The organism is Aureimonas populi (assembly GCF_017815515.1).
Taxonomy (GTDB): domain Bacteria; phylum Pseudomonadota; class Alphaproteobacteria; order Rhizobiales; family Rhizobiaceae; genus Aureimonas; species Aureimonas populi.
Genome location: NZ_CP072611.1, coordinates 2991674 through 3012032 on the forward strand (window position 1 = coordinate 2991674; position 20359 = coordinate 3012032).

The window sequence follows — 20359 nt, forward strand, 5'->3', positions numbered from 1 at the left end:
CATTCGCTTGCCGGCAACCCTTTGCGAGGGTTGCGCGGGCCTTGCACACCTGCCGCGAAGCGCTTGGCAGGCGCGCAGGGCCAGCTATGTTGTCGCTCAATCCCAGGAGGCGAAATGCGCTATCTGCACACAATGGTCCGCGTGGCGGATCTCGAAAGCTCGCTCGATTTCTACTGCGGCCGGATGGGCCTCGTGGAAACCCGGCGGATCGACAACGAGAAGGGGCGCTACACGCTGGTGTTCCTGGCTGCGCCCGGTGATGTGGAGACCGCGCGGGAAAGCAAGGCTCCGCTGGTCGAGCTGACCCACAACTGGGACCCGGAGGACTATACCGGCGGCCGGAACTTCGGGCACCTGGCCTACGAGGTCGACGACATCTACGCCTTCTGCCAAAGCCTGATGGATGCGGGGATCACGATCAACCGCCCTCCGCGCGACGGCAACATGGCTTTCGTGAAGTCTCCCGACGGTATTTCCATCGAGATACTGCAGAAGGGTCCGGCCAAGGAACCAGCCGAACCATGGGCCTCTATGCAAAACACGGGAACGTGGTAACATTCATGTCATCGTGAGGCCGCATTCGAACCGTATGCGTGCCCGCAGGACATCCGATCCCGGTTCGCCCGCCGCCGCGCGGGCTTCGTGAAGCCGGGATTGTACACCGAAGATCGACGGCGCGGCGCGCACGTCTCCAGGGCTTGAAGCCCTGGCGGCAGAGGGTGGAGCGGGGATTTGAAATTCGTCAGTGCTGAGCCGGGCGGCAAATCCGCCTTTGGCTTCATGGCAATCGCGCTCGCATCGACAGCCATGCTGTTGAGCGGATGCGTATCGGCGATCGACGAGACGTCCGCCTTCGGCTTCGCGCCGAACGCCGTCGAGGAGGCCAAGGAGGTCGCGGAAGCGGAGGGCGAGGTGGCCGCCGAAGGCGCCGAGGCCGAGCAGATCGTCGCCGACGCAGCGACGAGCGAGGCTGCGGCCGAAGTGGCTGTAGCCGGCGGCGAAGCGGCCGAGGCATCGGGCAACCTTGCCCTTGCCGCCAGCCTTCAGGCCGAAACGCCCCGTGCGGCCTCTGCCTTCGCCGCTTCAGCGCCCCCTTCGCGCGCCTCTGAGCGCTCCCTCTACGCCTCGCTTTTCACCGAGTCGGAGGCAAGAACCCCGATCCGCAACACGGACAATGGCAAGAGCGGGCGCGTGGTCGTGACGCAGACCGACGGGCACGGCAAGCCGCAGCGCGACGCGGCGCTGCCGGGCGTGGACCCGTCCTCCCTGTTCGAGATCGGGCAGCGGGCCTCGGTCGATGACGAGGATCTGCTCGACGATATCGGCGGCTCCTATCAGGTCGCCTCGCTTTCCGGCATGGCGCGGCTTGCGCCCAACGGCTTCCTCGTCCAGCGGGACGATATCGTCACCAATTGCTTCGGGACCGAACTGGTGGGGCTGCTGCGGCAGGTCGAGAACCGGTTCAACCAGAAGGTCGTCATCACCTCGGGCTATCGCTCGCCCTCCCATAACCGCCGGGTCAACGGCGCCAAGGCCTCGATGCACATGGCCTGCAAGGCGGCCGACCTTCACGTGCCCGGCGTGGACGGCAAGACCGTGGCCGCCTTCGTGCGCAGTCTGCCGCGCCGTGGCGGCGTCGGCACCTATTGCCACACGGCCGCGATCCATGTGGATGTCGGGCAGAAGCGGGACTGGAACTGGGCCTGCCGTCGCCGCCAGAACGGCTAAAAACCATATTCGGGCGGGCGTCGGCGGGTTGCGAAAAAAAGCGACTCACCCTATACGTCCCCTCGCTGCGCCCATCGTCTAGCGGTTAGGACGTCGCCCTTTCACGGCGAAAACAGGGGTTCGATTCCCCTTGGGCGTACCACTCTCTCCATTCCCATGTTTCCATCGGGCCCCGCGCATCAGTCGTAGGCGTCAGCGATATCGCTGATGCGGAACGAGACCCGCTCGCGCCCCTGGAAATGATCGAGCGATACGCAGCCAGCCACGTGCACCGGGCGTCCCCCGCTGTCCAGCAGCCGCGGCTCGAGCGGCGTTCCCATCGCGCGAAACGCGATGGCGGACAGGCTCGCGCCATCGGCCGCCTTCAGCGTGACGCGCAGATGGCCGCTGGCGCCCACCGGCGCGCCCGAGATCACTCGGTGCCTCGGCAGCGCCAGGACCGGCTGGGAGTGGCCTTGCCCGTAGGGCCCCGCGCGCTCCAGCGTGCCGGCCAGTTCCAGAGTCAGGCCCGACGCGCTCACCGCCCCGTCGATCCTCAGCGTATCCTGCGCGCGCAGATCGTGGATGCGGTTGCCGGCGGCCGCCTCCAGGAAGGCACGGAAATCCGAAAGGCGCGAGCGCTCGATGGTCAGCCCCGCCGCCATGGCGTGGCCGCCGCCCTTCACCAGCAGCCCGTCCTCCACCGCCCGGCGGATCAGCGAGCCGACGTCGAAACCGGGAATGGACCGTCCCGATCCGCTTCCCCGGCCCGAGGCGTCGAAGGCGATGGCGAAGGCGGGCCGTCCGAACCGCTCCTTCAGGCGCGAGGCCACGAGGCCCACGATGCCCGGATGCCAGTCCTGCCGGGAGGCGATCAGGATGGCCGGCCCCTCGCCGGCGCCGATCTCGGCGGCGACTTCGGCCTCGGCCTCATCCAGCATTCGCCGCTCGATCCCCTGCCGCTCCTCGTTCAGGAGGTGCAGTTCCTGGGCCAGCGCCTCGGCCTCGCCTTCGTCGCCGGTGGTCAGAAGGCGGCTGCCGAGGTGCGCCGCGCCGATCCGCCCGCCCGCGTTGATCCGGGGCCCGAGCAGGAACCCCAGGTGATAGACGCTCGCCGGCCCCGCGAGCCGGGCGACGTTGCACAGCGCCTTCAGGCCGATATTGCGCCTCCCGCGCAGCACCTGAAGCCCCTTCACCACCAGCGCCCGGTTGAAGCCGGTGAGCGGCACCACGTCGCAGACGGTGGCGAGCGCTGCAAGGTCCAGATCGTCGAGGAGGTTGGGGAGCCGCGCCGCCGCATGGCCGCGCCGCCGCAACTCGCGCGAGACGGCCACGAGCGTCAGATACACCACCCCGGCCGCACAGAGATGCCCCTGCCCGGAGAGGTCGTCCTGCCGGTTCGGATTGACGATCGCGAGCGCCGGCGGCAGCGCCGTGCCGGTCTGGTGATGGTCCAGAACGATGACCTGCGCCCGCGCGCGCGCTGCTTCGGTCAGCGCCTCCACGCTCGTCGTGCCGCAGTCCACGGTCACGATCAGTTGTGCCCCGCCGGCGGCCAGTTCGCGCATCGCGGTTGGGTTTGGCCCGTAGCCTTCCGTCAGGCGGTCGGGAATCCGGATTGCCGCCTCGAGGCCGAAATGGCGCAGATAGCGAAACAGGAGCGCGACGGAGGCGGCGCCATCCACATCGTAGTCGCCGAAGATCGCGATGCGTTCCCGCCGCTCGATCGCGTCGGCCAGCCGAAGGGCGGCGGCGTCCATATCCGTCAGCGAGGACGGATCGGGCATCAGGTCGCGGATCGTGGGGTCGAGGAAGCGCGCGGCCTCCGGGGCGGCCACGCCGCGCGCGGCCAGCACGCGCGCCACGAGGTCCGGCAGCCCCTGCCGCTGCGCGATCTCCACCGCCAGCGCCTCTGTGCGCGGCGTCAGCGCATGGGTCCAGCGTCGTCCGAGCAGCGAGGCTTCGACGCCGAGGAATGTCCGGGCGCTGTCGTTCATGCGTCCTGCGGAAGGGCTGCCTTCACGGCTCAGAGGCCGAACTTGCGGCGGTCGTAATGCCGCGCGCGGACATCGCGCACCGTGCGCGAGGACGAGCGCATGACGAGCGTGTGCGTCTCGATGCGGTTGCCGTAGAAACGCACGCCGTCCAAGAGGTTGCCGTCCGTCACGCCGGTGGCCGCGAAGATCACGTCGCCGAAGGCGAGGTCGTCGAGCCGGTAGATGCGGTAAGGGTCGACCACGCCCATCGCCTCGGCGCGGGCGCGCTTCTGGTTAGTGTTGAGCTGGAGACGCCCCTCCATCTGCCCGCCGGTGCATCGCAGCGCCGCGGCGGCGAGAACGCCCTCGGGCGCGCCGCCGATGCCCATGTAGATGTCGATGCCCGTGCTTTCGGAGTCCGTCGTATGGATCACGCCCGCCACATCCCCGTCCCCGATCAGGCGGATCGACGCGCCGCAATCGCGGATTTCGGCGATGAGCTTGGCGTGGCGGGGCCGGTCGAGGATGCAGGCGGTGATCTCGCCGATGGGAACGCCCTTGGCGCTGGCCAGCGCGTTCAGGTTTTCCGATGCGCTTTGGCGAAGCGAGACGATGCCGTCCGGATAGCCCGGACCGATCGCGATCTTCTCCATATAGACGTCCGGCGCGTTGAGCAGGCTGCCCTTGGCCGCCACCGCGATGACCGTCAGGGAGTTCGGAAGGTTCTTCGCGCACACCGTGGTGCCTTCCAGCGGATCGAGCGCGATGTCCACCTGCGGCCCCTCGCCGGTGCCCACCTTCTCGCCGATGAACAGCATCGGTGCCTCGTCGCGCTCTCCCTCGCCGATCACGATGGTGCCCTGGATGGGAAGGCGGGCGAGCTCGCCGCGCATGGCGTCCACGGCCGCCTGGTCCGCCGCCTTCTCGTCGCCGCGCCCGCGCAGGAGAGCGGCGGCCACGGCCGCACGCTCCGTCACCCGCGCGATCTCGATGGAAAGGACGCGGTCCAGACTGCCGCCAGGTGCCGAGCTCATGCGGCCCTACCAATGAAGTGCATTTCGACATCTGCCTTTTCGGCGCGGTTCTTATGACCGAAGATGTCGGAAGGCAGGGGACCGGGTATGGCTATCATGCTGGCCGCCCTCGATGGCTCGGGAGGCAGAACCGCCCGGTCTCCACACCTGACCCGACCGCTGATTAGGCTCTGCGATTGATCGCTGTGTAGGGCGAGGACGGCGTGGGAAGGTTGCCGCTCAAAGGAGGACGCATCAGGGAGGAAAGCATGCACCTTTACGTCGGTATCGACGCCGCCAAGGACATCCATTGGGCCTGCGCTATCAGCTCGGACGCAAAGGCCATCTTCAGCCATGCTGTCAGGAACGACCCGGAAGGCATCGAGGCGTTGATCAGCGAACTGTCCGCGCCGGATGCCGCAAGCGTCACGGTCGCGCTCGACCTGCTCGGCGGCTGCGCCACTCTGCTCTGTGCAATGCTGGCCGAAGCGGGCTTCCGGGTTGTTCACACGCCCGGCCTTGCGGTCAACCGAGCCCGGCAGGGAACACGCGGCGGCGAGAACAAGTCCGATCCCCGTGACGCCGCGACCATCGCCGATCTGGCGCGAACCCGCATGGACCTGCGGCCGGTGGAGGTCGAAACCGAGATCAACGTCGACATCCGTCTGCTCGTCGGCCGACGTCGCGAGGTCGTCGTCGATCAGACCAGACGTCTCGCGCGTTTGCGCGACCTTACTTCCTCGCTCTTTCCGGCGCTGGAGCGGCGCATCGACGTGAGGACCAAGGCCGGCCTCGTCTTCCTGAGCCTGTTCGCCGCTCCGCACGAGCTGCGCGACGCCAAGCCCGAACGCCTCGCACGCCAGCTCACGAAAGCCTATCCGCGCATGCGGGGCGCTGACGCCATGGCCGAAGAGGCCGTCACCCTGGCCAAGGCGCAGGCCATCGACGTGCCCGGCGCCCAAACCCGCGCCAGACTGGTCAGGGACCTCGCCACCGAGGCGCTGGCCGCCCGTGCGCAGCGCGACCGCATCGATGCCGATCTTGAGCTCCTTCTCGATTGCCACCCTGATGCGGCCCTCATCCGCAGCCTGCCGGGGATGGGGGCCGTGCTCACGGCAGACTTCATCGCCTGCGTCGGCTCGGCCACCCGATTCCGTTCCGCCGATGCACTCGCAGCCGCCGCCGGGCTCACTCCCGTCCTGCGCCAGTCCGGGAAATCCAGAACCGTCCGACGATCCACCGGAGGCGACAAAACCCTCAAACGCGTCTTCTTCCAGTCCGCTTTCAACGCTCTCGCAGACCCGGAAAGCCGCGCCTTCTACGACCGAAAGAGAACCGAGGGAAAACGCCACAACCAAGCCGTCATCGCCCTCGCACGGCGGCGCGTAAATGTCGTCTGGGCCATCCTCCAAACAAGGACGCCGTTCAGCCCAAACTTCAAGAATGCAGCTTGACGAAACCATTAGGCTGCATCCTCCCGTCAACTGAGCGATTCGATACGGATCATGCGCGGCTCACCCCTCAGGTGCCCGTCGCGTGACACCGCGTCTAGCGCCTTGCGCACGGCCGCTTCCGTCGTCTCGTGGGTGATGAGGATCACCGGGCGCGTCTCATCGTCCGCCTCGCCCTCCCGCCGCCTCTGCACGATGGATTCCAGCGATATCTGGTTTTCCGCCATTCGCCGCGCGATGGAGGCGAAGGCGCCCACCTGGTCGAGCACGGAGAGCCGGATGTAGTAGCCGCCCTCATGCGCGCGCATCCGGGCGCGCTTGTAAGGCGCGAGGCGTGCCGGCTCGACACCCAGCGCCGGCAGGCGAACGCCCCTTGCGGCGTCGATCACGTCGGAAAGGACCGCCGAGGCGGTCGCGTCCCCGCCCGCGCCGGGGCCGGCCAGGAGAATGGAGCCGAGAAGGTCGGTGTCGATCGCCACCGCGTTCGTCACGCCGTCGATCTGCGCCAGCGCGGAGGCGGCGGGAATCATCGTGGGGTGAACGCGCTGCTCGATGCCGCTTTCCGTGCGCTGCGCCACGGCCAGGAGCTTGATGCGGTAGCCCAGTTCCTCGGCCGCCTCGATATCGGCGGTGGTGACGGAGGAAATGCCCTCCACGAAGATCGATTCGAGATCGATCTCGCAACCGAAGGCGAGCGAGGTCAGGATCGCCAGCTTGTGCGCGGCGTCGAAGCCGCCGATGTCGAAGGTCGGGTCGGCCTCTGCGTAGCCGAGGCGCTGGGCGTCGGCCAGAACGTCCTCGAAGGCGATTCCCTCCTTTTCCATGCGCGTCAGCATGTAATTGCAGGTGCCGTTCAGAATACCGTAGACACGGCTGGTGGCGTTGCCGCGCAGCGCCTCGCGCATGGTCTTGATGATGGGAATACCGCCGGCCACGGCCGCCTCGAAGAGGATCGTCGCGCCCTTCTTGTGAGCGAGCCGCGCCAGCGAGACGCCATGATGCGCCAGCAGCGCCTTGTTGGCCGTCACCACCGTCAACCCGCGATTGAGCGCGGCCTTGACGCTGTCGAGCGCCGCGCCCTCCGATCCGCCCACCAGTTCCACGAAGACGTCGATCTCGGCTTGCGAGGCGAGCGCCACCGGATCGTCGAACCACTGCGCGCCCGACAGATCGACGCCGCGATCCTTCGACCGGTCCCGCGCGCACACGGCCGCGATCTCGATCGGGCGTCCGGCGCGCAGCGCGTAGGTCTGCGCGCGCGCCGTCACCAGCCGGGCGAGCGAGGCTCCAACGGTTCCCAGCCCGGCGATGCCGAGCCTCAATGGACGATCCATGAGGTCCCCTATGCGAATTCCTGTGACCTTGAAACCGCGCCGTGCGCGGCGCGCTAGCGTCGTGCCGCCAGCGGGACCACGTTCTGCATGGCTTCGCCGCCCGAGGCAAGAAAGCGGCGGATGTTGCGGGCGGCCTGGCGGATGCGGTGCTCGTTCTCCACGAGCGCGATGCGCACGTAGTCGTCCCCGTGCTCGCCGAAACCGATGCCCGGCGCCACCGCCACGTCCGCCTTCTCGATCAGGAGCTTGGAGAACTCCAGCGAACCCATGGCGCGGAACGCCTCGGGAATCGGCACCCAGGCGAACATGGTGGAGGAGGGAGGCGGCACGTCCCACCCCGCGCGGCCGAAGGAATCGACCAGCACGTCGCGCCGGTGGCGATAGATGTCGCGCACTTCCTTCACCGGCCCGTCGCCCGCGTTCAACGCGGCCGTGGCGGCCACCTGGATGGGCGTGAAGGCACCGTAATCGAGATAGGACTTCACCCGCGCGAGCGCCGCGATCAACCGCTCGTTGCCCACGGCGAACCCCACGCGCCAGCCCGGCATGGAGAAGGTCTTGGACATGGAGGTGAACTCCACCGCCACGTCCATGGCGCCCTCCACCTCCAGAACGGAGGGCGGCGGGGCGCCGTCGAAGTAGATTTCGGAATAGGCCAGGTCCGACAACACGATGATCTCGTGCTCGCGCGCGAACTTCACCACCTCACGGTAGAAGTCGAGGCTCGCCTCGTAGGCCGTCGGGTTGGACGGGTAGTTCAGGATGATGGCGATGGGCTTGGGGATCGAGTGCCGCACGGCGCGGTCCACCGCGCGCAGGAAATCCTCGTCCGGGCAGGCCGGGATGGAGCGGATGGTGCCGCCCGTCATCAGGAAGCCGAAGGCGTGGATCGGATAGGTCGGGTTCGGGCACAGAACCACGTCGCCGGGCGCGGTGATGGCCTGCGCCATGTTGGCGAAGCCCTCCTTGGAGCCGAGCGTCACGACGATCTGCGTGTCCGGGTTCAGCTTCACGCCGAAGCGGCGCTCGTAATAGGCGGCCTGCGCCCGGCGAAGCCCCGGAATGCCCTTGGAGGTGGAGTAGCGATGCGTGCGCGGGTCGCGGATCGCCTCGCACATCTTGTCGACCACGAATTTCGAGGTCGGCAGGTCGGGATTGCCCATGCCCAGGTCGATGATATCGACGGAGCGGGCCCGCGCGGCGGCCTTCTTCTTGTTCACCTCCTCGAACACGTAAGGAGGCAGGCGGCGGACCTTGTGGAACTCTTCCATGGCGAGACATCCCTGGCGCGGAAGGCCTCGTCATACTGCGCGCGTCACCGCCCTGCAATCGCCGTGGAGCGCGGCCCGATGATTTAGACCCCGGGGCTCAATTTCCCACCACGCGCCGCTGCTGCTCGCGCGCCACGGCCTGTAGTTCCTCCACCGTTCTGGCATATTGCGCGTTTCGGGATGCGGCCTCCGCCGCCCGCCCGGCCGCCGTCGCGGCGAGGGCGCCCGTGTCGGCCGCTCCCACGGGCCGGGCTCGCCCGGCGACGTTGGCGTATCGCGCCTGCGTCTCGGCCACCGCCTCCGCCGTGGCCTGCGAGGTGGCGGCCCGCGGATAGGCGCCGATCAGCGGGTAGCCGTCCGGGCCGAGGCGCTGCGAGGATGGGCCGCGCTCCACCTGCGGGGCGACGACCAGCGGAATGCCCGGGTCGTCATCGCGGGGCGTGAAGCCCTGGCATCCGCCGAGAACGCCGAGCGAGAGCGCCGCCAGTGCCTTGAGCGCCATGTTCTTCATCGATTCCCGCCTCTCGTCTCGCCACCGGCGTAGCCGTGCCCCGCGCGGGGCCACGCTTCAACCGCTCCCGCTGCGCTGCGCTGCGGCGACGAATGTGCCATGCAGAAAGCGTTTGAGGCTGAACTCGCGCCGTTATTCTGCTTTCTAGGAGAAGAAGGCGCGTTGAGGAAGCCGCCTTGCAGGGCGGCTGCTGGGAGGGACCGCGATGGACGACCATCACCGCGACGAGGCGACTTCTTCCGAAGGCGAGTTCGGAATTCGCGACCCGGAAGCCTTCGCGCGCAACATGGCACGCGCGCTGGAGCAGATCGGCAAGGCCGCCGCCGCATGGGTGGAGCCGCGCGAGCGCGGCGAAACGCCGGACGGAGGGCCGATAGCCTATGCCGACGTGGTTTCGACCCTCTCCGAGGTCAGCCGCTACTGGCTTGCCGACCCAGCCCGCGCGATGGAGGCGCAGACCCACCTCCTCTCCGGCTATCTCGACATATGGAGCCGCTCGATTCGTCGCCTTTCCGGCGAGCTGGAGCAAGAGGTGCAGCCCTCGCAACCCGACAGGCGTTTCCCGGACGAGGAATGGAGCAGGAACCCCTTCTTCGACTTCCTCCGCCAGGTCTATCTCCTGACGGCGCGCTGGGCGGACGACCTCGTGGCGCGGGCCGAGGATCTCGATCCCCATACCCGCCGCAAGGCCGCCTTCTATGTCCGGCAGCTTTCCAACGCCCTCTCGCCCTCCAATTTCGTGCTGACCAACCCCGAGCTCTACCGCGAGACGATCGCCGAGAACGGCGCCAACCTCGTGCGCGGCATGACGATGTTCGCCGAGGATATGGCGGCGGGGGGCGGCACGTTGAAGCTGCGCCAGAGCGACCGTGCCGGCTTCTCCATCGGCCGCAACATCGCCGCCACCCCCGGCGCCGTGGTGGCGCAGAACGATCTCTGCCAGATCATCCAGTACGAAGCGCGCACGGCCGAGGTCGCCCGGCGGCCCATCCTCATCTGCCCGCCCTGGATCAACAAGTTCTATATCCTCGACCTCAACCCGCAGAAGAGCTTCATCGGCTGGCTGGTGGACCAGGGGCACACGGTCTTCGTCATCTCCTGGGTGAACCCGGACGAACGCCATGCCGACAAGGACTGGCAGGCCTACATTGAGGAAGGGCTGGTCTTCGGCCTCGACATTGTGGAGGCCGCCACGGGCGAGGCGCAGGTCGACGCCATCGGCTATTGCGTGGGCGGAACGCTGCTGGCCGCGGCCCTGCCCTATCTCAAGGCCAGGGGGGACGAGCGCATCCGCTCGGCGACCCTCATGACCGCGCAGGTCGACTTCACCCATGCCGGCGACCTCAAGGTGTTCGTGGACGAGGACCAGCTCAAGGCGCTGGAAGGGATGATGGCGGCGAAGGGCTATCTCGAAGGCTCGCACATGGCGACGGCCTTCAACCTCCTGCGGTCCGGCGATCTGATCTGGCCCTATTTCATCGACAACTACCTGAAGGGCAAGGAGCCCCTGCCCTTCGACCTTCTCTACTGGAACGCCGACGCCACGCGGATGGCCCGGGCCAACCACCTCTTCTACCTGCGGAACTGCTATCTGGAGAACCGGCTCTCGCAAGGGGCAATGGAGATCGGCGGGCTGAAGGTCGATCTTCGCGTGATCGACATCCCCGTCTACAATCTGGCGACGCGAGAGGACCACATCGCCCCCGCCGAAAGCGTCTATGCCGGAAGCCGGGCCTTCGGCTCGCCGGTCACTTACGTCATGGCCGGGTCCGGGCACATCGCCGGCGTGGTCAACCCGCCGGACAGGCGCAAATACCGCTACTGGACCGGCCCGGCGCCCAGCGCCGACCTTTCCTTCGAAGCATGGCAGGCCGCCGCCCGGGAGACGGCGGGGTCGTGGTGGCCGCACTGGCGGCAGTGGCTGGCGAGCCATACGAGCGACAGGGTTCCGGCGCGCGCTGTCGGTGGCAGCGCGCTCAGCCTCATCGAGCCGGCGCCCGGCTCCTACGTTCGCGGCTGAGCGGCAAGGCACTTGAAGCCCGCGCGCCAAGGTGCGACATGCCTATCGACCCCTGACGATCCTGCCCGAGCGATTGGCACATGACACATTATCTGGAAGCCGAAGCCGAGCCCGTGCGCAACACCGGCAGCATCCGCCTCTACGGCGAGGATGCCTTCGTGGGTATGCGGCGCGCGGGCGCCCTGACGGCCCTGTGCCTCGATGAGCTGGCCGATGTCGTGCGCCCGGGCGTGACGACCGCCGCCATCGACGCGCATGTCTTCCAGTTCGCCCTGAAGCACGGCGCGCTTCCGGCCACGGTGAATTATCGCGGCTACCAATATGCGAGCTGCACCTCGATCAACCACGTTGTCTGCCACGGCCAGCCGAACGACAAGCCGCTGCGCGAAGGCGATATCGTCAATATCGACGTGACGCTGATCGTGGACGGCTGGCACGGCGATTCCTCGCGCATGTACCCCGTGGGCCGGATCAAGCGCGCGGCCGAGCGGCTGTGCGAGATCACCTATCGCTGCCTGGAGATCGGCATCGAGCAGGTGCGCCCCGGCGGCCATGTCGGCGATATCGGCGCGGCCATCCAGGTTTTCGCGGAGGGCGAGCGCTGCTCCGTCGTGCGCGACTTCTGCGGCCACGGCGTCGGCAAGCTGTTCCACGATTCGCCCAATATCCTCCATTACGGGCGGCGCGGCGAAGGGCCGGAGATGCGCCCGGGCATGATCTTCACCATCGAGCCGATGATCAATCTCGGCCGCCCGCACGTGAAGGTGCTGTCGGACGGCTGGACGGCCGTGACGCGCGACCGCTCGCTGTCCGCGCAGTACGAGCACGCGGTGGGTGTCACGGAGACGGGCTGCGAGGTCTTCACCCGTTCTCCGGGCGGCCTTGAAACGCCCGGCCTGCCCGCCGCCGCCTGAACCGGCCCATGCGTGCAAGGACCGGCGGGCCCGAGGGCGCCGCATCGAAGCATCATGACGGCCATCGCGACCGCCTGCGCGAGCGTTTCGCGCAGGCCGGCGAAAACGCGCTTGCGGACTACGAGCTTCTGGAGCTCCTCCTCTTCCGCACCATTCCCCGCCGCGACGTGAAGCCGCTGGCCAAGACGCTGATGGCCCGTTTCGGCTCCTTCGGCGAAGTCGTCAACGCGCCGCGCCACCTTCTGGAGGAAATCGACGGCATCGGCGCCTCCACCGCGCTGGATTTCAGCATCGTGATGGCCGTGAACCGGCGGGCGATGAGGGGCGAGATGCGCGGCCGCGAGGTCCTGTCCTCGTGGCAGAGCCTGCTCGACTACTGCAAGGCCGCCATGGCGCACGAAACGCGCGAGCAGTTCCGCATCCTGTTCCTCGACAAGCGCAACACGCTCATCGCCGACGAGGTGCAGCAGACGGGAACGGTGGATCACACGCCCGTCTATCCGAGAGAGATCGTGCGCCGCGCCCTGGAGCTTTCGGCAAGCGCGATCATCCTCGTGCACAACCACCCCTCCGGCGACCCCACCCCCTCGCGGGCGGACGTGGAGATGACCCGCACGGTGATCGAGACCGCCAGGCCCATGGGCATCGCCGTGCACGATCACATCATCATCGGCCGTTCGGGCCATACGAGCTTCAAGGGCTCGCGCCTGATCTGAGGACTATTGCAGGTGCCCCGCCTCCCGCACGAGGCGCACCTCCTGCGGGGAGATGAGGCCGCGATGCATGACCCGCACGGACTGGATCATCGCCTCGATCTCGCGCTCCCAATAGTCGAGGAAGCGCTTGAGGCGCGGATAGTCCGGGGCGATATCGTCGAACTGCCAGGAAAACGTCTGGAGAAGCGCCGGGTGGTCCGGCATCCGGTAAAGCACCTCGGCGGTGGTCACGCCGTAGCCTTGAAGCATTCGTTCGAACTGCGGGTCTGGAACGCGGCCTTTCATCAGCATGGGCTCCTCTTCAGGGGCGGCACGCACGGCCGCCATGGCAAGAGCCTGTGCCCCTTTTGTTGAGCAAAGCTTGCGCCGCGCCGCGCGCTCGCCTTCACATGCGCGTGACGGGAATGGCGCCGCCGGCGGCCAGCACCGCCTCCGGCGTATCCACGTCGAGCAGGGCGGCCGGGCCGATCTCGACCGTTGTGATCAGGTCCGCATGGGCCGCGATGATCGACCGCGCGCCGACATCGCCGCTCAGCTCCGAGATCTCGGCCCCGAGGCGGGACGGGAGGATCACCGGGTTGCCCCGCCGTCCCTCATGCGCTGCGATGACGATCGCCCCCGGCCCCTGTGCGCCGAATGCCAGGATGAGGCGCAAGAGATGGTCCGGCGTCAGCCCCGGCTGGTCGGCCAGCATGACGAGGACGCCTTGCGCCCCCTCGCTCGCCGCCCCGAAGCCGGCCTTGAGCGAGGTCGCCAGCCCTTCGCCATAGGCGGGATTGCGGATCGCACGGATATCGAGCCCGCGCAGCGCAGCCTCGACCTCGGCGGCCTCGTGGCCGAGGACGACATGCACACGGTCGGCGGAACTGGCCAGCGCTGTTTCGACCGAGCGGCGAACGAGCGGCACCCCGCCGAAGCGGGCCAGCAGCTTGTTGGGCTTCCCCATCCGCCTGGACTGCCCCGCCGCCAGCACCAGCGCGTGCACGCGGTTCATCGCGGCGGTGTCTCGCCGCGCCGCTCCGGGCGCATCCGCCGCTTGCGGAAGGCCGCGATAATCGAGCCGAGCACGGCCACGGCGATCTCCGCCGGCGTCGAGGCCCCGATATCGACACCGATGGGCGCCTCGATCCGCGCGATGGCATCCTCGGGAAGGCCCCCCTTGCCGAGCCGTTCCACGCGCCTGGCGTGGGTTTTCCGGCTGCCGAGTGCGCCGACATAGAAGCAGCCGGCCCTCAGCGCCTCGGCCAGCGGAAAATCGTCGATCTTCGGATCATGCGTCAGCGCCGCCAGCGCGGTGTAGGCGTCCAGCGGGCGCGCGGCCAGCACGTCCTGCGGCCAGGCTGCGTAAAGCGGCACCCCGGCAAAGCGATCCGGGGAGGCGAAGGCCGTGCGGGGGTCGATGATCTCCATGTCGTAGCCGGCGAGCCGCGCCATCGGTGCAAGCGCCTGGCTGATATGCACCGCGCCGATGACGACGAGGCGCGGCGGCGGCAGATGCACGTTGACGAAGAACGCCCCATCCGGCGTCTCGATCGAGGCCGACTTGCCGGACCGGAAAGCACTGGCGATCGCCTCGCCGCGGGGATCGGCCTCCAGCCCGGTCTCCCGGACAAGGCGCTGGCGGCCGCTGGACAACTCCGTTTCAAGCGCCACGGCCCGCCGGGCGGCGCGCGCCTCGTTCAGCTCGCGCAGCAGCGCGGCCCTCACGGTTCCAGTCTTTCGAGATAGACCTTGATACGCCCGCCGCAGGAAAGGCCGACCTGCCAGGCGGTCTCGTCGGCCACGCCGAATTCGAGCATTCTCGGCTCGCCCGTCTCGATCACCTGCGCGGCCTCGGCGATCACCGCCCCTTCCACGCAGCCGCCCGAGACGGAGCCCTCGAAATGGCCCTGCCCGTCCACGATCAGGTGGCTGCCGGCGGGGCGCGGGGCCGAGCCCCATGTCTCCACCACCGTCGCGAGAGCGCCTGAGCGCCCTTCCTCCATCCATCGCTCGGCTGTGGCCAGAACGTCGTCGCTTGCGCTCATTGGCGAACCCCGTGGGTCATGCTGTCCACGACACATAGGTTCCGCTCCTCCCCCTGTCAGAGGGTGCGATAGCGCCTGTCGCGATAAAGAAGGCTCGACGCCGGCTCGCCCTGGCGGATGGCGACGACTTCCCCGATGAGAACGCGGTGCGTCGCCACGATGCGGCTGTCCACCAGCCGGCAGTCGAAGCTGGCGAGCGCGCCGCTCTCCAGCACGGGCGAGCCTGTCGAAAGGGTCGACCAGCGGGCGCTGGCGAAGCGCGCCTCCGGCTCCAGCCCGCCCTGCCCGGAAAAGATGCGCGCCACGGGCTCGGCCTCGGCCGACAGCATGTTGACCGCGAACACGCCATTGGCCTCGAAGCGATCGTTGAGCGGGCTCGAGAGGTTCAGGCAGACGAGGAGAGTCGCGGGCGCGTCCGACACCGAGCAGACGGAGGTGGCCGTCACGCCGCGCCGCCCTGCCGGGCCATCCGTGGTGATCAGATGGACGGCGGCGGCGAAATGGCTCATCGCTTCGCGAAACTCAGCGCGGTCGACGGTCGGGTTTGTCAGCACTTCGAATCCCAATCCACGAATGCTGCGAGAACCGGCCGCCCGGCGGGACGGGGCGGAGCACTCGGATGCGAACGGCCCTCCGCGCTTGCCACGGAATGGCCGGCCCGGGCAAGCCCGCCGGCGAAGGGTTCGAGCTCGCAGCGGTCCGCACGCCGCGTGAGGCGCCTTCAAGGACGGAACCGGCATCACCGCCACCCGTTCGCCTTGGCGGCCAAAGGCAGGCGGGAGCCCGACATGCAGGACGAGATGCGCGACCATGAACAGACCTGGAGCGAATTCCGGTCTCTGGCGAACATGACGCCCACGGAACTGGAGCGCTGGCTGGAGACCGAGGAGTCGAAGACGGTCGGCATCACCAAAAAGGGCGAGAGCGAATCCGTCGGCCATGCTTCCGGCCGCCGGATCATCGAGATCAAGGCGACGAAGAAAGTCGATCTGACAGACAGCCAGTGGGCGCATATGCGCAAGGTCGTCGGCTACATCAAACGCCACTCGGCGCAGAAGCCGCAGGGCGACGTGACGAAAAGCCGGTGGCGCTACTCGCTGATGAACTGGGGCCACGATCCGTTGAAGTGAGAAAAGTCGTAACGCGGTATCATCCATCCACGAGAGGATGAAGGGGCGCAGGGTGCGCTCTCGCCTTCGCGGGGCGCGATGTCTAGGATACGCACATGCCTCGACGTGTCCTTCTCCTCTCCCTGCTCCTCGCCGCCGCATCCGGCCCCGCCGCCGCGCAGGCTTACGCGCTGGGCGTTGCAGCGCCTCTGTCCGGGCCGTCCGCCATTCTGGGCGAGCAGATGGTGGCCGGCGCGGCGGCCGCAGCCGGCACGCGCGCCACGGTCGTGGCCGCAGACACCGAATGTTCGGCGGAAGGCGGTGAGGTCGCCGCGCGCGTCTTCGTCCAGGAGCGCGTCGATGCGGTGATCGGCTTCCTGTGCACGCCGGCCATCGAAGCCGCCTTGCCGGTGCTGACGCAGGCCGGCATTCCGGTGGTCGATGTGGGCGTGCGCGCCAATCGCCTGACGAACAGGCGGGATCGGACCGGCCATCTCGTCTGGCGCCTGGCCCCGCGATCGGACGCGGAGGCCGACGCCATCGCCGCCTTCGTGCGCGAGAACTGGCGCACCGTGCCCTTCGGCATCGTCGAGGACGGCTCGGTCCAGGCACGCGACCTTGCCGACGAGGTCCGCGCGCGCCTCGGCCCCGAGTCGATAGAGCCCGCGCTCGTCGACAATTACCGGCCGGCCGAAGAAGTGCAGTTCCCCCTTGCCCGCCGCATCCTGCAAAGCGGGGTCACGCGCTTTCTGGCCTTCGGCAGCCGGCAGGACATCGCCATTCTCCAGCGGGACGCGGGCGAGATCGGGCTCGAGCTGGAAATAGTCGGCGGCGAGCAGCTCGTGGACGAGCCCGGCGAGACGGATATCGCGGCGGGCACGCGCGCCCTGGGCATCTTCGACGAGGCGCCGGAGGCGGGCCAGCGCATCGAGGAGGGCTATCACCGCCCTGCGCGTGCGGCCACCGAGATCGCGCTCGGCGCGCTCGATGCGGCGAGCGGGTCGAGCTTTGCCGAAGCCATGCAGCAGGCGACTTTTCCGACCGTGCTCGGCCCCATCTCCTTCGACGGGAAGGGCGATTCCAGCCGCCGTGCCTTCGAGCTGAGGGAGTGGAACGGCGAGGCGTTCGTTCCCGTGCCGCAATCGTGAGCGGGTTCGGCCGGCCCGGGCGCCGCAATCTCATCACCGACATCGCCGGGATCCGGGTCGGCAACGCTTCCGATGAGCGGCTGAAAAGCGGCTCCACGGTACTTCTCGTCGATACGCCTGCGCCCGCTTCGGTCGCCATCCTCGGCGGTGCACCGGGCACGCGGGAGACGGACCTGCTCGCGCCGGAAAACACGGTGCAGGCGGTGGACGCGCTGGTGCTGTCCGGTGGCTCGGCCTTCGGGCTCGATGCGGCCAGCGGCGCGCAGGCCTTCCTGCGCGAAGCCGGGCGCGGCTTCGAGGTGGCGGGGCTGCGCGTGCCCATCGTGCCCGCCGCGATCCTCTTCGATCTCGCCAATGGCGGCGACAAGGACTGGGCGCGTTTCCCGCCCTATCGCGAGCTCGGCTACGAGGCGGCGGCCAGCGCCGCGCACGACTTCGCCCTCGGCAGCGCCGGAGCCGGCGCGGGCGCGACGACGGCGACGGTGAAAGGCGGCCTCGGCTCGGCCTCCCTCGTCCTGCCGGGCGGCATCATCGTGGGCGCTCTCGTGGCGGTCAACGCGGTCGGCTCGCCGCTCGTGGGCACGACCCGCCATTTCTGGGCCGCTCCGTTCGAGATCGAAGACGAGTTCGGGGGCCTCGGCCTGCCCGCGCCGCTGCCGGCCGATGCCATCCTTCCGCGCACCAAGCTGGGCGCGCGGGCTGGCGCCAACACCACCATCGCCATCGTGGCCACCGACGCGCGCCTCGACAAGGCCGGCGCCAGGCGGCTCGCCGTCGCCGCGCATGACGGTTTCGCCCGCGCGCTCTGGCCAGCGCACACCGATTTCGACGGCGACCTCGTCTTCGGCCTCGCGACCGGGGGCAGCGGCATCGCGCCCGATGCACGGCAGGCGCTGGAGCTGGGCGCCGCCGCAGCGTCGGTCATGGCGCGCGCCATCGCGCGCGGCGTTCATGCCGCATCGACGGCGGAGAATGATCCGTTGCCGGCGTGGAAGGAGTTCGCATGAGGCTCATGCTGGCATCGCTCACGGCGTTCCTCGCCGCGCCAGCCCTTGCCGGCGACTTCGCCACGCTCAACCCGCTCGGCTTCTCGGCCGACGGCCGTGTCTTCGCGTTCGAGCAATATGGCATCCAGGACGGCTCCGGCTTTCCCTACGCAGAGATTTTCGTCCTCGATCTGGACGAGGACCGTTATCTGGCCCCCTCGCCCGTGCGGGTGCGCCTGGATGATGAGGGCGCGCATCTGGACGCGGCCCGGCGGCAGGCGCGCGAGGCGGCCGCCGGCCTGCTTTCCGCCCACGAGCCGAAGGCCGAGTTCGGGCTCATCGTCGCATCCAGCCCGCCGACGGAGCTTTCGGCCGACCCGCACCGGGTGGAGTTCCTGCCCCGCGCCATCGAGCCGCGCATCGACGAGCCGGTGGAGCTGCGCCTCTCCCTCCTGCCCCGGCCCGATGCGCCGGAGTTCTGCACCGCGTTCGGCCACGGGATTTCCGGCTTCAGGCTGGTGCGCGTGGCGGCAGGGCCGGGAGAGACGGCGCGCGTCCTGCACGAGGACGAGACCCTGCCGGACAGCCGCGCTTGCGCCTTCGACTACCGCATCGCGCAGGTGCAGGTTCACGGCACGGCGACGGGCCGGATGCGGGCCGTGGCGCTCATCGGCGTGAAGCAGGTCGGCTTCGAAGGGCCGGACATGCGCTACATCGCCGTGCCCGTGCCGCTGGACTGAACGTTGAGCGCCCCGCCCGCCTCTGTTAGACGGCGGGCGACCCCTCCTCCGCTCACGAAGGCTTGACGCTCATGGTCCCCCGCTACTCCCGCCCCGAGATGGTCTCCGTCTGGTCGCAGGAGACCAAGTTCCGCATCTGGTTCGAGATCGAGGCCCATGCCTGCGACGCGCTGGCCGAGATCGGCGTGATTCCCGCCGAAGCGGCCAGAACCATCTGGGAAAAGGGCGGCGCCGCCACCTTCGACGTCGCGCGGATCGACGAGATCGAGCGCGAGACCAAGCACGACGTGATCGCGTTCCTGACCCATCTGGCGGAGTTCGTCGGGCCGGATTCGCGTTTCGTCCATCAGGGCATGACCTCCTCGGACGTGCTCGACACCTGCTTCAACGTCCAGCTCGTCCGGGCCTCCGACATCCTTCTCGCCGACCTCGACGCGCTTCTCGCCGCGTTGAAGCGCCGCGCCTTCGAGCACAAGGACACGATCACCATCGGCCGCAGCCACGGCATCCACGCCGAGCCGACGACCTTCGGCGTCAAGCTCGCGCTGGCCTATGCCGAGTTCGAGCGCTGCCGCCAGCGGCTCGTGGCGGCGCGCGAGGAGGTGGCGACCTGCGCCATTTCCGGCGCGGTCGGCACCTTCGCCAATATCGACCCGCGCGTGGAGGAGCACGTCGCCAAGGCCCTCGGGCTGAAGCCGGAGCCGGTTTCCACGCAGGTCATCCCGCGCGACCGCCACGCCATGTTCTTCGCCACCCTCGGCGTCATCGCCTCGTCGGTCGAGCGGCTGGCCATCGAGGTGCGGCATCTGCAGCGCACCGAGGTTCTGGAGGCGGAGGAGTATTTTTCGCCCGGCCAGAAGGGGTCCTCGGCCATGCCCCACAAGCGCAACCCGGTGCTGACCGAGAACCTGACCGGGCTTGCCCGCATGGTTCGCTCCTACGCCCTGCCGGCGATGGAGAACGTGGCGCTCTGGCACGAGCGCGACATCTCCCATTCCTCCGTCGAGCGCATGATCGGCCCGGACGCCACGATCACGCTCGATTTCGCGCTGGCACGCCTCACCGGGGTGGTGGACAAGCTGCTCGTCTACCCCGAGCGGATGGAGAAGAACCTCAACCAGTTCAAGGGCCTGGTGCACTCCCAGCGCGTTCTCCTGGCGCTGACGCAGGCCGGCGTCAGCCGTGAGGACGCCTACCGCCTCGTCCAGCGCAACGCCATGAGGGTGTGGGAGGCAGGCGCCGACTTCCTTCAGGAGCTTCTGGCCGATGCCGACGTGACGGCCGCGCTTTCCGAGGACGAAATCCGCGAGAAGTTCGACATCGGCTACCACACCAAGCATGTCGATACGATTTTCACGAGGGTTTTCGGCACCGCTGAAAAATGAATCACGGAATCGAGAGGAAGGGCGGAACCTAAGCAGGCCCTGGCGATTTAT

The 20359-nt window shown here is 68.5% G+C and carries 21 protein-coding genes and 1 tRNA gene; 12 read left to right on the forward strand and 10 right to left on the reverse strand.

The window, feature by feature from the left end:
- The first annotated feature begins 114 nt into the window (after positions 1–114).
- From J7654_RS14140 to J7654_RS14150, 3 genes are all read left to right on the forward strand, one after another.
- A complete protein-coding gene (locus J7654_RS14140) occupies positions 115–555 on the forward strand; it encodes a VOC family protein (protein WP_209736518.1) in 441 nt (146 codons plus the stop codon).
- A 252-nt stretch (positions 556–807) separates the two neighbouring features.
- Positions 808–1728 carry a YcbK family protein gene (locus tag J7654_RS14145; protein WP_209736519.1) on the forward strand — a complete coding sequence of 307 codons (921 nt, stop codon included), beginning with the start codon at positions 808–810 and terminating at the stop codon, positions 1726–1728.
- A gap of 67 nt (positions 1729–1795) precedes the next feature.
- Positions 1796–1870: transfer RNA gene (locus J7654_RS14150), tRNA-Glu, on the forward strand.
- Between the two features lie 37 nt (positions 1871–1907).
- On the opposite strand, the gene recJ is transcribed toward J7654_RS14150, so the two are convergent.
- On the reverse strand, positions 1908–3704 hold the full coding sequence (gene recJ / locus J7654_RS14155) for a single-stranded-DNA-specific exonuclease RecJ (protein WP_209736520.1): 1797 nt from the start codon (positions 3702–3704) through the stop codon (positions 1908–1910).
- 29 nt (positions 3705–3733) lie between these two features.
- Complete coding sequence (glpX, locus tag J7654_RS14160) at positions 3734–4717, reverse strand: class II fructose-bisphosphatase (protein ID WP_209736521.1); 984 nt, start codon at positions 4715–4717, stop codon at positions 3734–3736.
- 203 nt (positions 4718–4920) lie between these two features.
- On the opposite strand from glpX, the gene J7654_RS14165 reads away from it, so the two are divergent.
- Positions 4921–6150: an IS110 family RNA-guided transposase gene (locus tag J7654_RS14165; RefSeq protein WP_245195507.1), complete on the forward strand. Its 1230-nt coding sequence runs from the start codon at positions 4921–4923 to the stop codon at positions 6148–6150.
- A gap of 26 nt (positions 6151–6176) precedes the next feature.
- Here J7654_RS14165 and J7654_RS14170 read toward each other — a convergent pair whose 3' ends face one another.
- From J7654_RS14170 to J7654_RS14180, 3 genes are all read right to left on the reverse strand, one after another.
- Positions 6177–7481, reverse strand: a complete 1305-nt coding sequence (locus J7654_RS14170) for a homoserine dehydrogenase (protein ID WP_209736522.1) — start codon at positions 7479–7481, stop codon at positions 6177–6179.
- Between the two features lie 53 nt (positions 7482–7534).
- A complete protein-coding gene (locus J7654_RS14175) occupies positions 7535–8752 on the reverse strand; it encodes an LL-diaminopimelate aminotransferase (RefSeq protein ID WP_209736523.1) in 1218 nt (405 codons plus the stop codon).
- A gap of 97 nt (positions 8753–8849) precedes the next feature.
- Positions 8850–9263, reverse strand: coding sequence for a hypothetical protein (locus tag J7654_RS14180; protein WP_209736524.1), 414 nt, complete (start codon positions 9261–9263; stop codon positions 8850–8852).
- A 205-nt stretch (positions 9264–9468) separates the two neighbouring features.
- On the opposite strand from J7654_RS14180, the gene phaC reads away from it, so the two are divergent.
- From phaC to radC, 3 genes are all read left to right on the forward strand, one after another.
- Positions 9469–11283, forward strand: a complete 1815-nt coding sequence (phaC, locus tag J7654_RS14185) for a class I poly(R)-hydroxyalkanoic acid synthase (protein ID WP_209736525.1) — start codon at positions 9469–9471, stop codon at positions 11281–11283.
- Positions 11284–11363: 80 nt separating this feature from the next.
- On the forward strand, positions 11364–12197 hold the full coding sequence (map, locus tag J7654_RS14190; RefSeq protein WP_209736526.1) for a type I methionyl aminopeptidase: 834 nt from the start codon (positions 11364–11366) through the stop codon (positions 12195–12197).
- Between the two features lie 8 nt (positions 12198–12205).
- Complete coding sequence (gene radC / locus J7654_RS14195) at positions 12206–12913, forward strand: RadC family protein (protein ID WP_209736527.1); 708 nt, start codon at positions 12206–12208, stop codon at positions 12911–12913.
- 3 nt (positions 12914–12916) lie between these two features.
- Here radC and J7654_RS14200 read toward each other — a convergent pair whose 3' ends face one another.
- The 5 genes from J7654_RS14200 to J7654_RS14220 form a co-directional block, all read right to left on the reverse strand.
- Positions 12917–13204: an usg protein gene (locus J7654_RS14200; RefSeq protein ID WP_209736528.1), complete on the reverse strand. Its 288-nt coding sequence runs from the start codon at positions 13202–13204 to the stop codon at positions 12917–12919.
- A gap of 94 nt (positions 13205–13298) precedes the next feature.
- Positions 13299–13907 carry a nucleotidyltransferase family protein gene (locus tag J7654_RS14205; RefSeq protein ID WP_209736529.1) on the reverse strand — a complete coding sequence of 203 codons (609 nt, stop codon included), beginning with the start codon at positions 13905–13907 and terminating at the stop codon, positions 13299–13301.
- A complete protein-coding gene (locus J7654_RS14210) occupies positions 13904–14620 on the reverse strand; it encodes an XdhC family protein (protein WP_209736530.1) in 717 nt (238 codons plus the stop codon). The genes J7654_RS14205 and J7654_RS14210 overlap by 4 nt, the downstream gene beginning before the upstream one ends.
- Complete coding sequence (locus tag J7654_RS14215; protein ID WP_209736531.1) at positions 14617–14940, reverse strand: XdhC family protein; 324 nt, start codon at positions 14938–14940, stop codon at positions 14617–14619. The genes J7654_RS14210 and J7654_RS14215 overlap by 4 nt, the downstream gene beginning before the upstream one ends.
- Before the next feature lie 56 nt (positions 14941–14996).
- Complete coding sequence (locus J7654_RS14220; RefSeq protein WP_209736532.1) at positions 14997–15449, reverse strand: flavin reductase; 453 nt, start codon at positions 15447–15449, stop codon at positions 14997–14999.
- Between the two features lie 279 nt (positions 15450–15728).
- Between J7654_RS14220 and J7654_RS14225 the strand changes: the two genes are divergently transcribed.
- The 5 genes from J7654_RS14225 (at position 15729) to purB (ending at position 20308) form a co-directional block, all read left to right on the forward strand.
- Complete coding sequence (locus tag J7654_RS14225) at positions 15729–16070, forward strand: DUF3140 domain-containing protein (RefSeq protein ID WP_209736533.1); 342 nt, start codon at positions 15729–15731, stop codon at positions 16068–16070.
- A 95-nt stretch (positions 16071–16165) separates the two neighbouring features.
- Positions 16166–17197, forward strand: a complete 1032-nt coding sequence (locus J7654_RS14230; protein ID WP_209736534.1) for an ABC transporter substrate-binding protein — start codon at positions 16166–16168, stop codon at positions 17195–17197.
- Positions 17194–18204 carry a P1 family peptidase gene (locus tag J7654_RS14235; RefSeq protein WP_209736535.1) on the forward strand — a complete coding sequence of 337 codons (1011 nt, stop codon included), beginning with the start codon at positions 17194–17196 and terminating at the stop codon, positions 18202–18204. Before J7654_RS14230 ends, J7654_RS14235 begins: the two co-directional genes overlap by 4 nt.
- Complete coding sequence (locus tag J7654_RS14240) at positions 18201–18923, forward strand: DUF2259 domain-containing protein (RefSeq protein WP_209736536.1); 723 nt, start codon at positions 18201–18203, stop codon at positions 18921–18923. The genes J7654_RS14235 and J7654_RS14240 overlap by 4 nt, the downstream gene beginning before the upstream one ends.
- A gap of 71 nt (positions 18924–18994) precedes the next feature.
- Positions 18995–20308 carry an adenylosuccinate lyase gene (purB, locus tag J7654_RS14245; RefSeq protein ID WP_209736537.1) on the forward strand — a complete coding sequence of 438 codons (1314 nt, stop codon included), beginning with the start codon at positions 18995–18997 and terminating at the stop codon, positions 20306–20308.
- The last annotated feature ends 51 nt before the right edge of the window (positions 20309–20359 follow it).

Bases quoted from the DNA above. Each gene is read 5' to 3' on its own strand.
- J7654_RS14140 (WP_209736518.1), top strand. From the start codon at position 115: ATGCGCTATCTGCACACAATGGTCCGCGTGGCGGATCTCGAAAGCTCG.
- J7654_RS14145 (WP_209736519.1), top strand. From the start codon at position 808: ATGCTGTTGAGCGGATGCGTATCGGCGATCGACGAGACGTCCGCCTTC.
- recJ (WP_209736520.1), bottom strand. From the start codon at position 3,704: ATGAACGACAGCGCCCGGACATTCCTCGGCGTCGAAGCCTCGCTGCTC.
- glpX (WP_209736521.1), bottom strand. From the start codon at position 4,717: ATGAGCTCGGCACCTGGCGGCAGTCTGGACCGCGTCCTTTCCATCGAG.
- J7654_RS14170 (WP_209736522.1), bottom strand. From the start codon at position 7,481: ATGGATCGTCCATTGAGGCTCGGCATCGCCGGGCTGGGAACCGTTGGA.
- J7654_RS14175 (WP_209736523.1), bottom strand. From the start codon at position 8,752: ATGGAAGAGTTCCACAAGGTCCGCCGCCTGCCTCCTTACGTGTTCGAG.
- J7654_RS14180 (WP_209736524.1), bottom strand. From the start codon at position 9,263: ATGAAGAACATGGCGCTCAAGGCACTGGCGGCGCTCTCGCTCGGCGTT.
- phaC (WP_209736525.1), top strand. From the start codon at position 9,469: ATGGACGACCATCACCGCGACGAGGCGACTTCTTCCGAAGGCGAGTTC.
- map (WP_209736526.1), top strand. From the start codon at position 11,364: ATGACACATTATCTGGAAGCCGAAGCCGAGCCCGTGCGCAACACCGGC.
- radC (WP_209736527.1), top strand. From the start codon at position 12,206: ATGCGTGCAAGGACCGGCGGGCCCGAGGGCGCCGCATCGAAGCATCAT.
- J7654_RS14200 (WP_209736528.1), bottom strand. From the start codon at position 13,204: ATGCTGATGAAAGGCCGCGTTCCAGACCCGCAGTTCGAACGAATGCTT.
- J7654_RS14205 (WP_209736529.1), bottom strand. From the start codon at position 13,907: ATGAACCGCGTGCACGCGCTGGTGCTGGCGGCGGGGCAGTCCAGGCGG.
- J7654_RS14215 (WP_209736531.1), bottom strand. From the start codon at position 14,940: ATGAGCGCAAGCGACGACGTTCTGGCCACAGCCGAGCGATGGATGGAG.
- J7654_RS14220 (WP_209736532.1), bottom strand. From the start codon at position 15,449: ATGAGCCATTTCGCCGCCGCCGTCCATCTGATCACCACGGATGGCCCG.
- J7654_RS14225 (WP_209736533.1), top strand. From the start codon at position 15,729: ATGCAGGACGAGATGCGCGACCATGAACAGACCTGGAGCGAATTCCGG.
- J7654_RS14230 (WP_209736534.1), top strand. From the start codon at position 16,166: ATGCCTCGACGTGTCCTTCTCCTCTCCCTGCTCCTCGCCGCCGCATCC.
- J7654_RS14240 (WP_209736536.1), top strand. From the start codon at position 18,201: ATGAGGCTCATGCTGGCATCGCTCACGGCGTTCCTCGCCGCGCCAGCC.
- purB (WP_209736537.1), top strand. From the start codon at position 18,995: ATGGTCCCCCGCTACTCCCGCCCCGAGATGGTCTCCGTCTGGTCGCAG.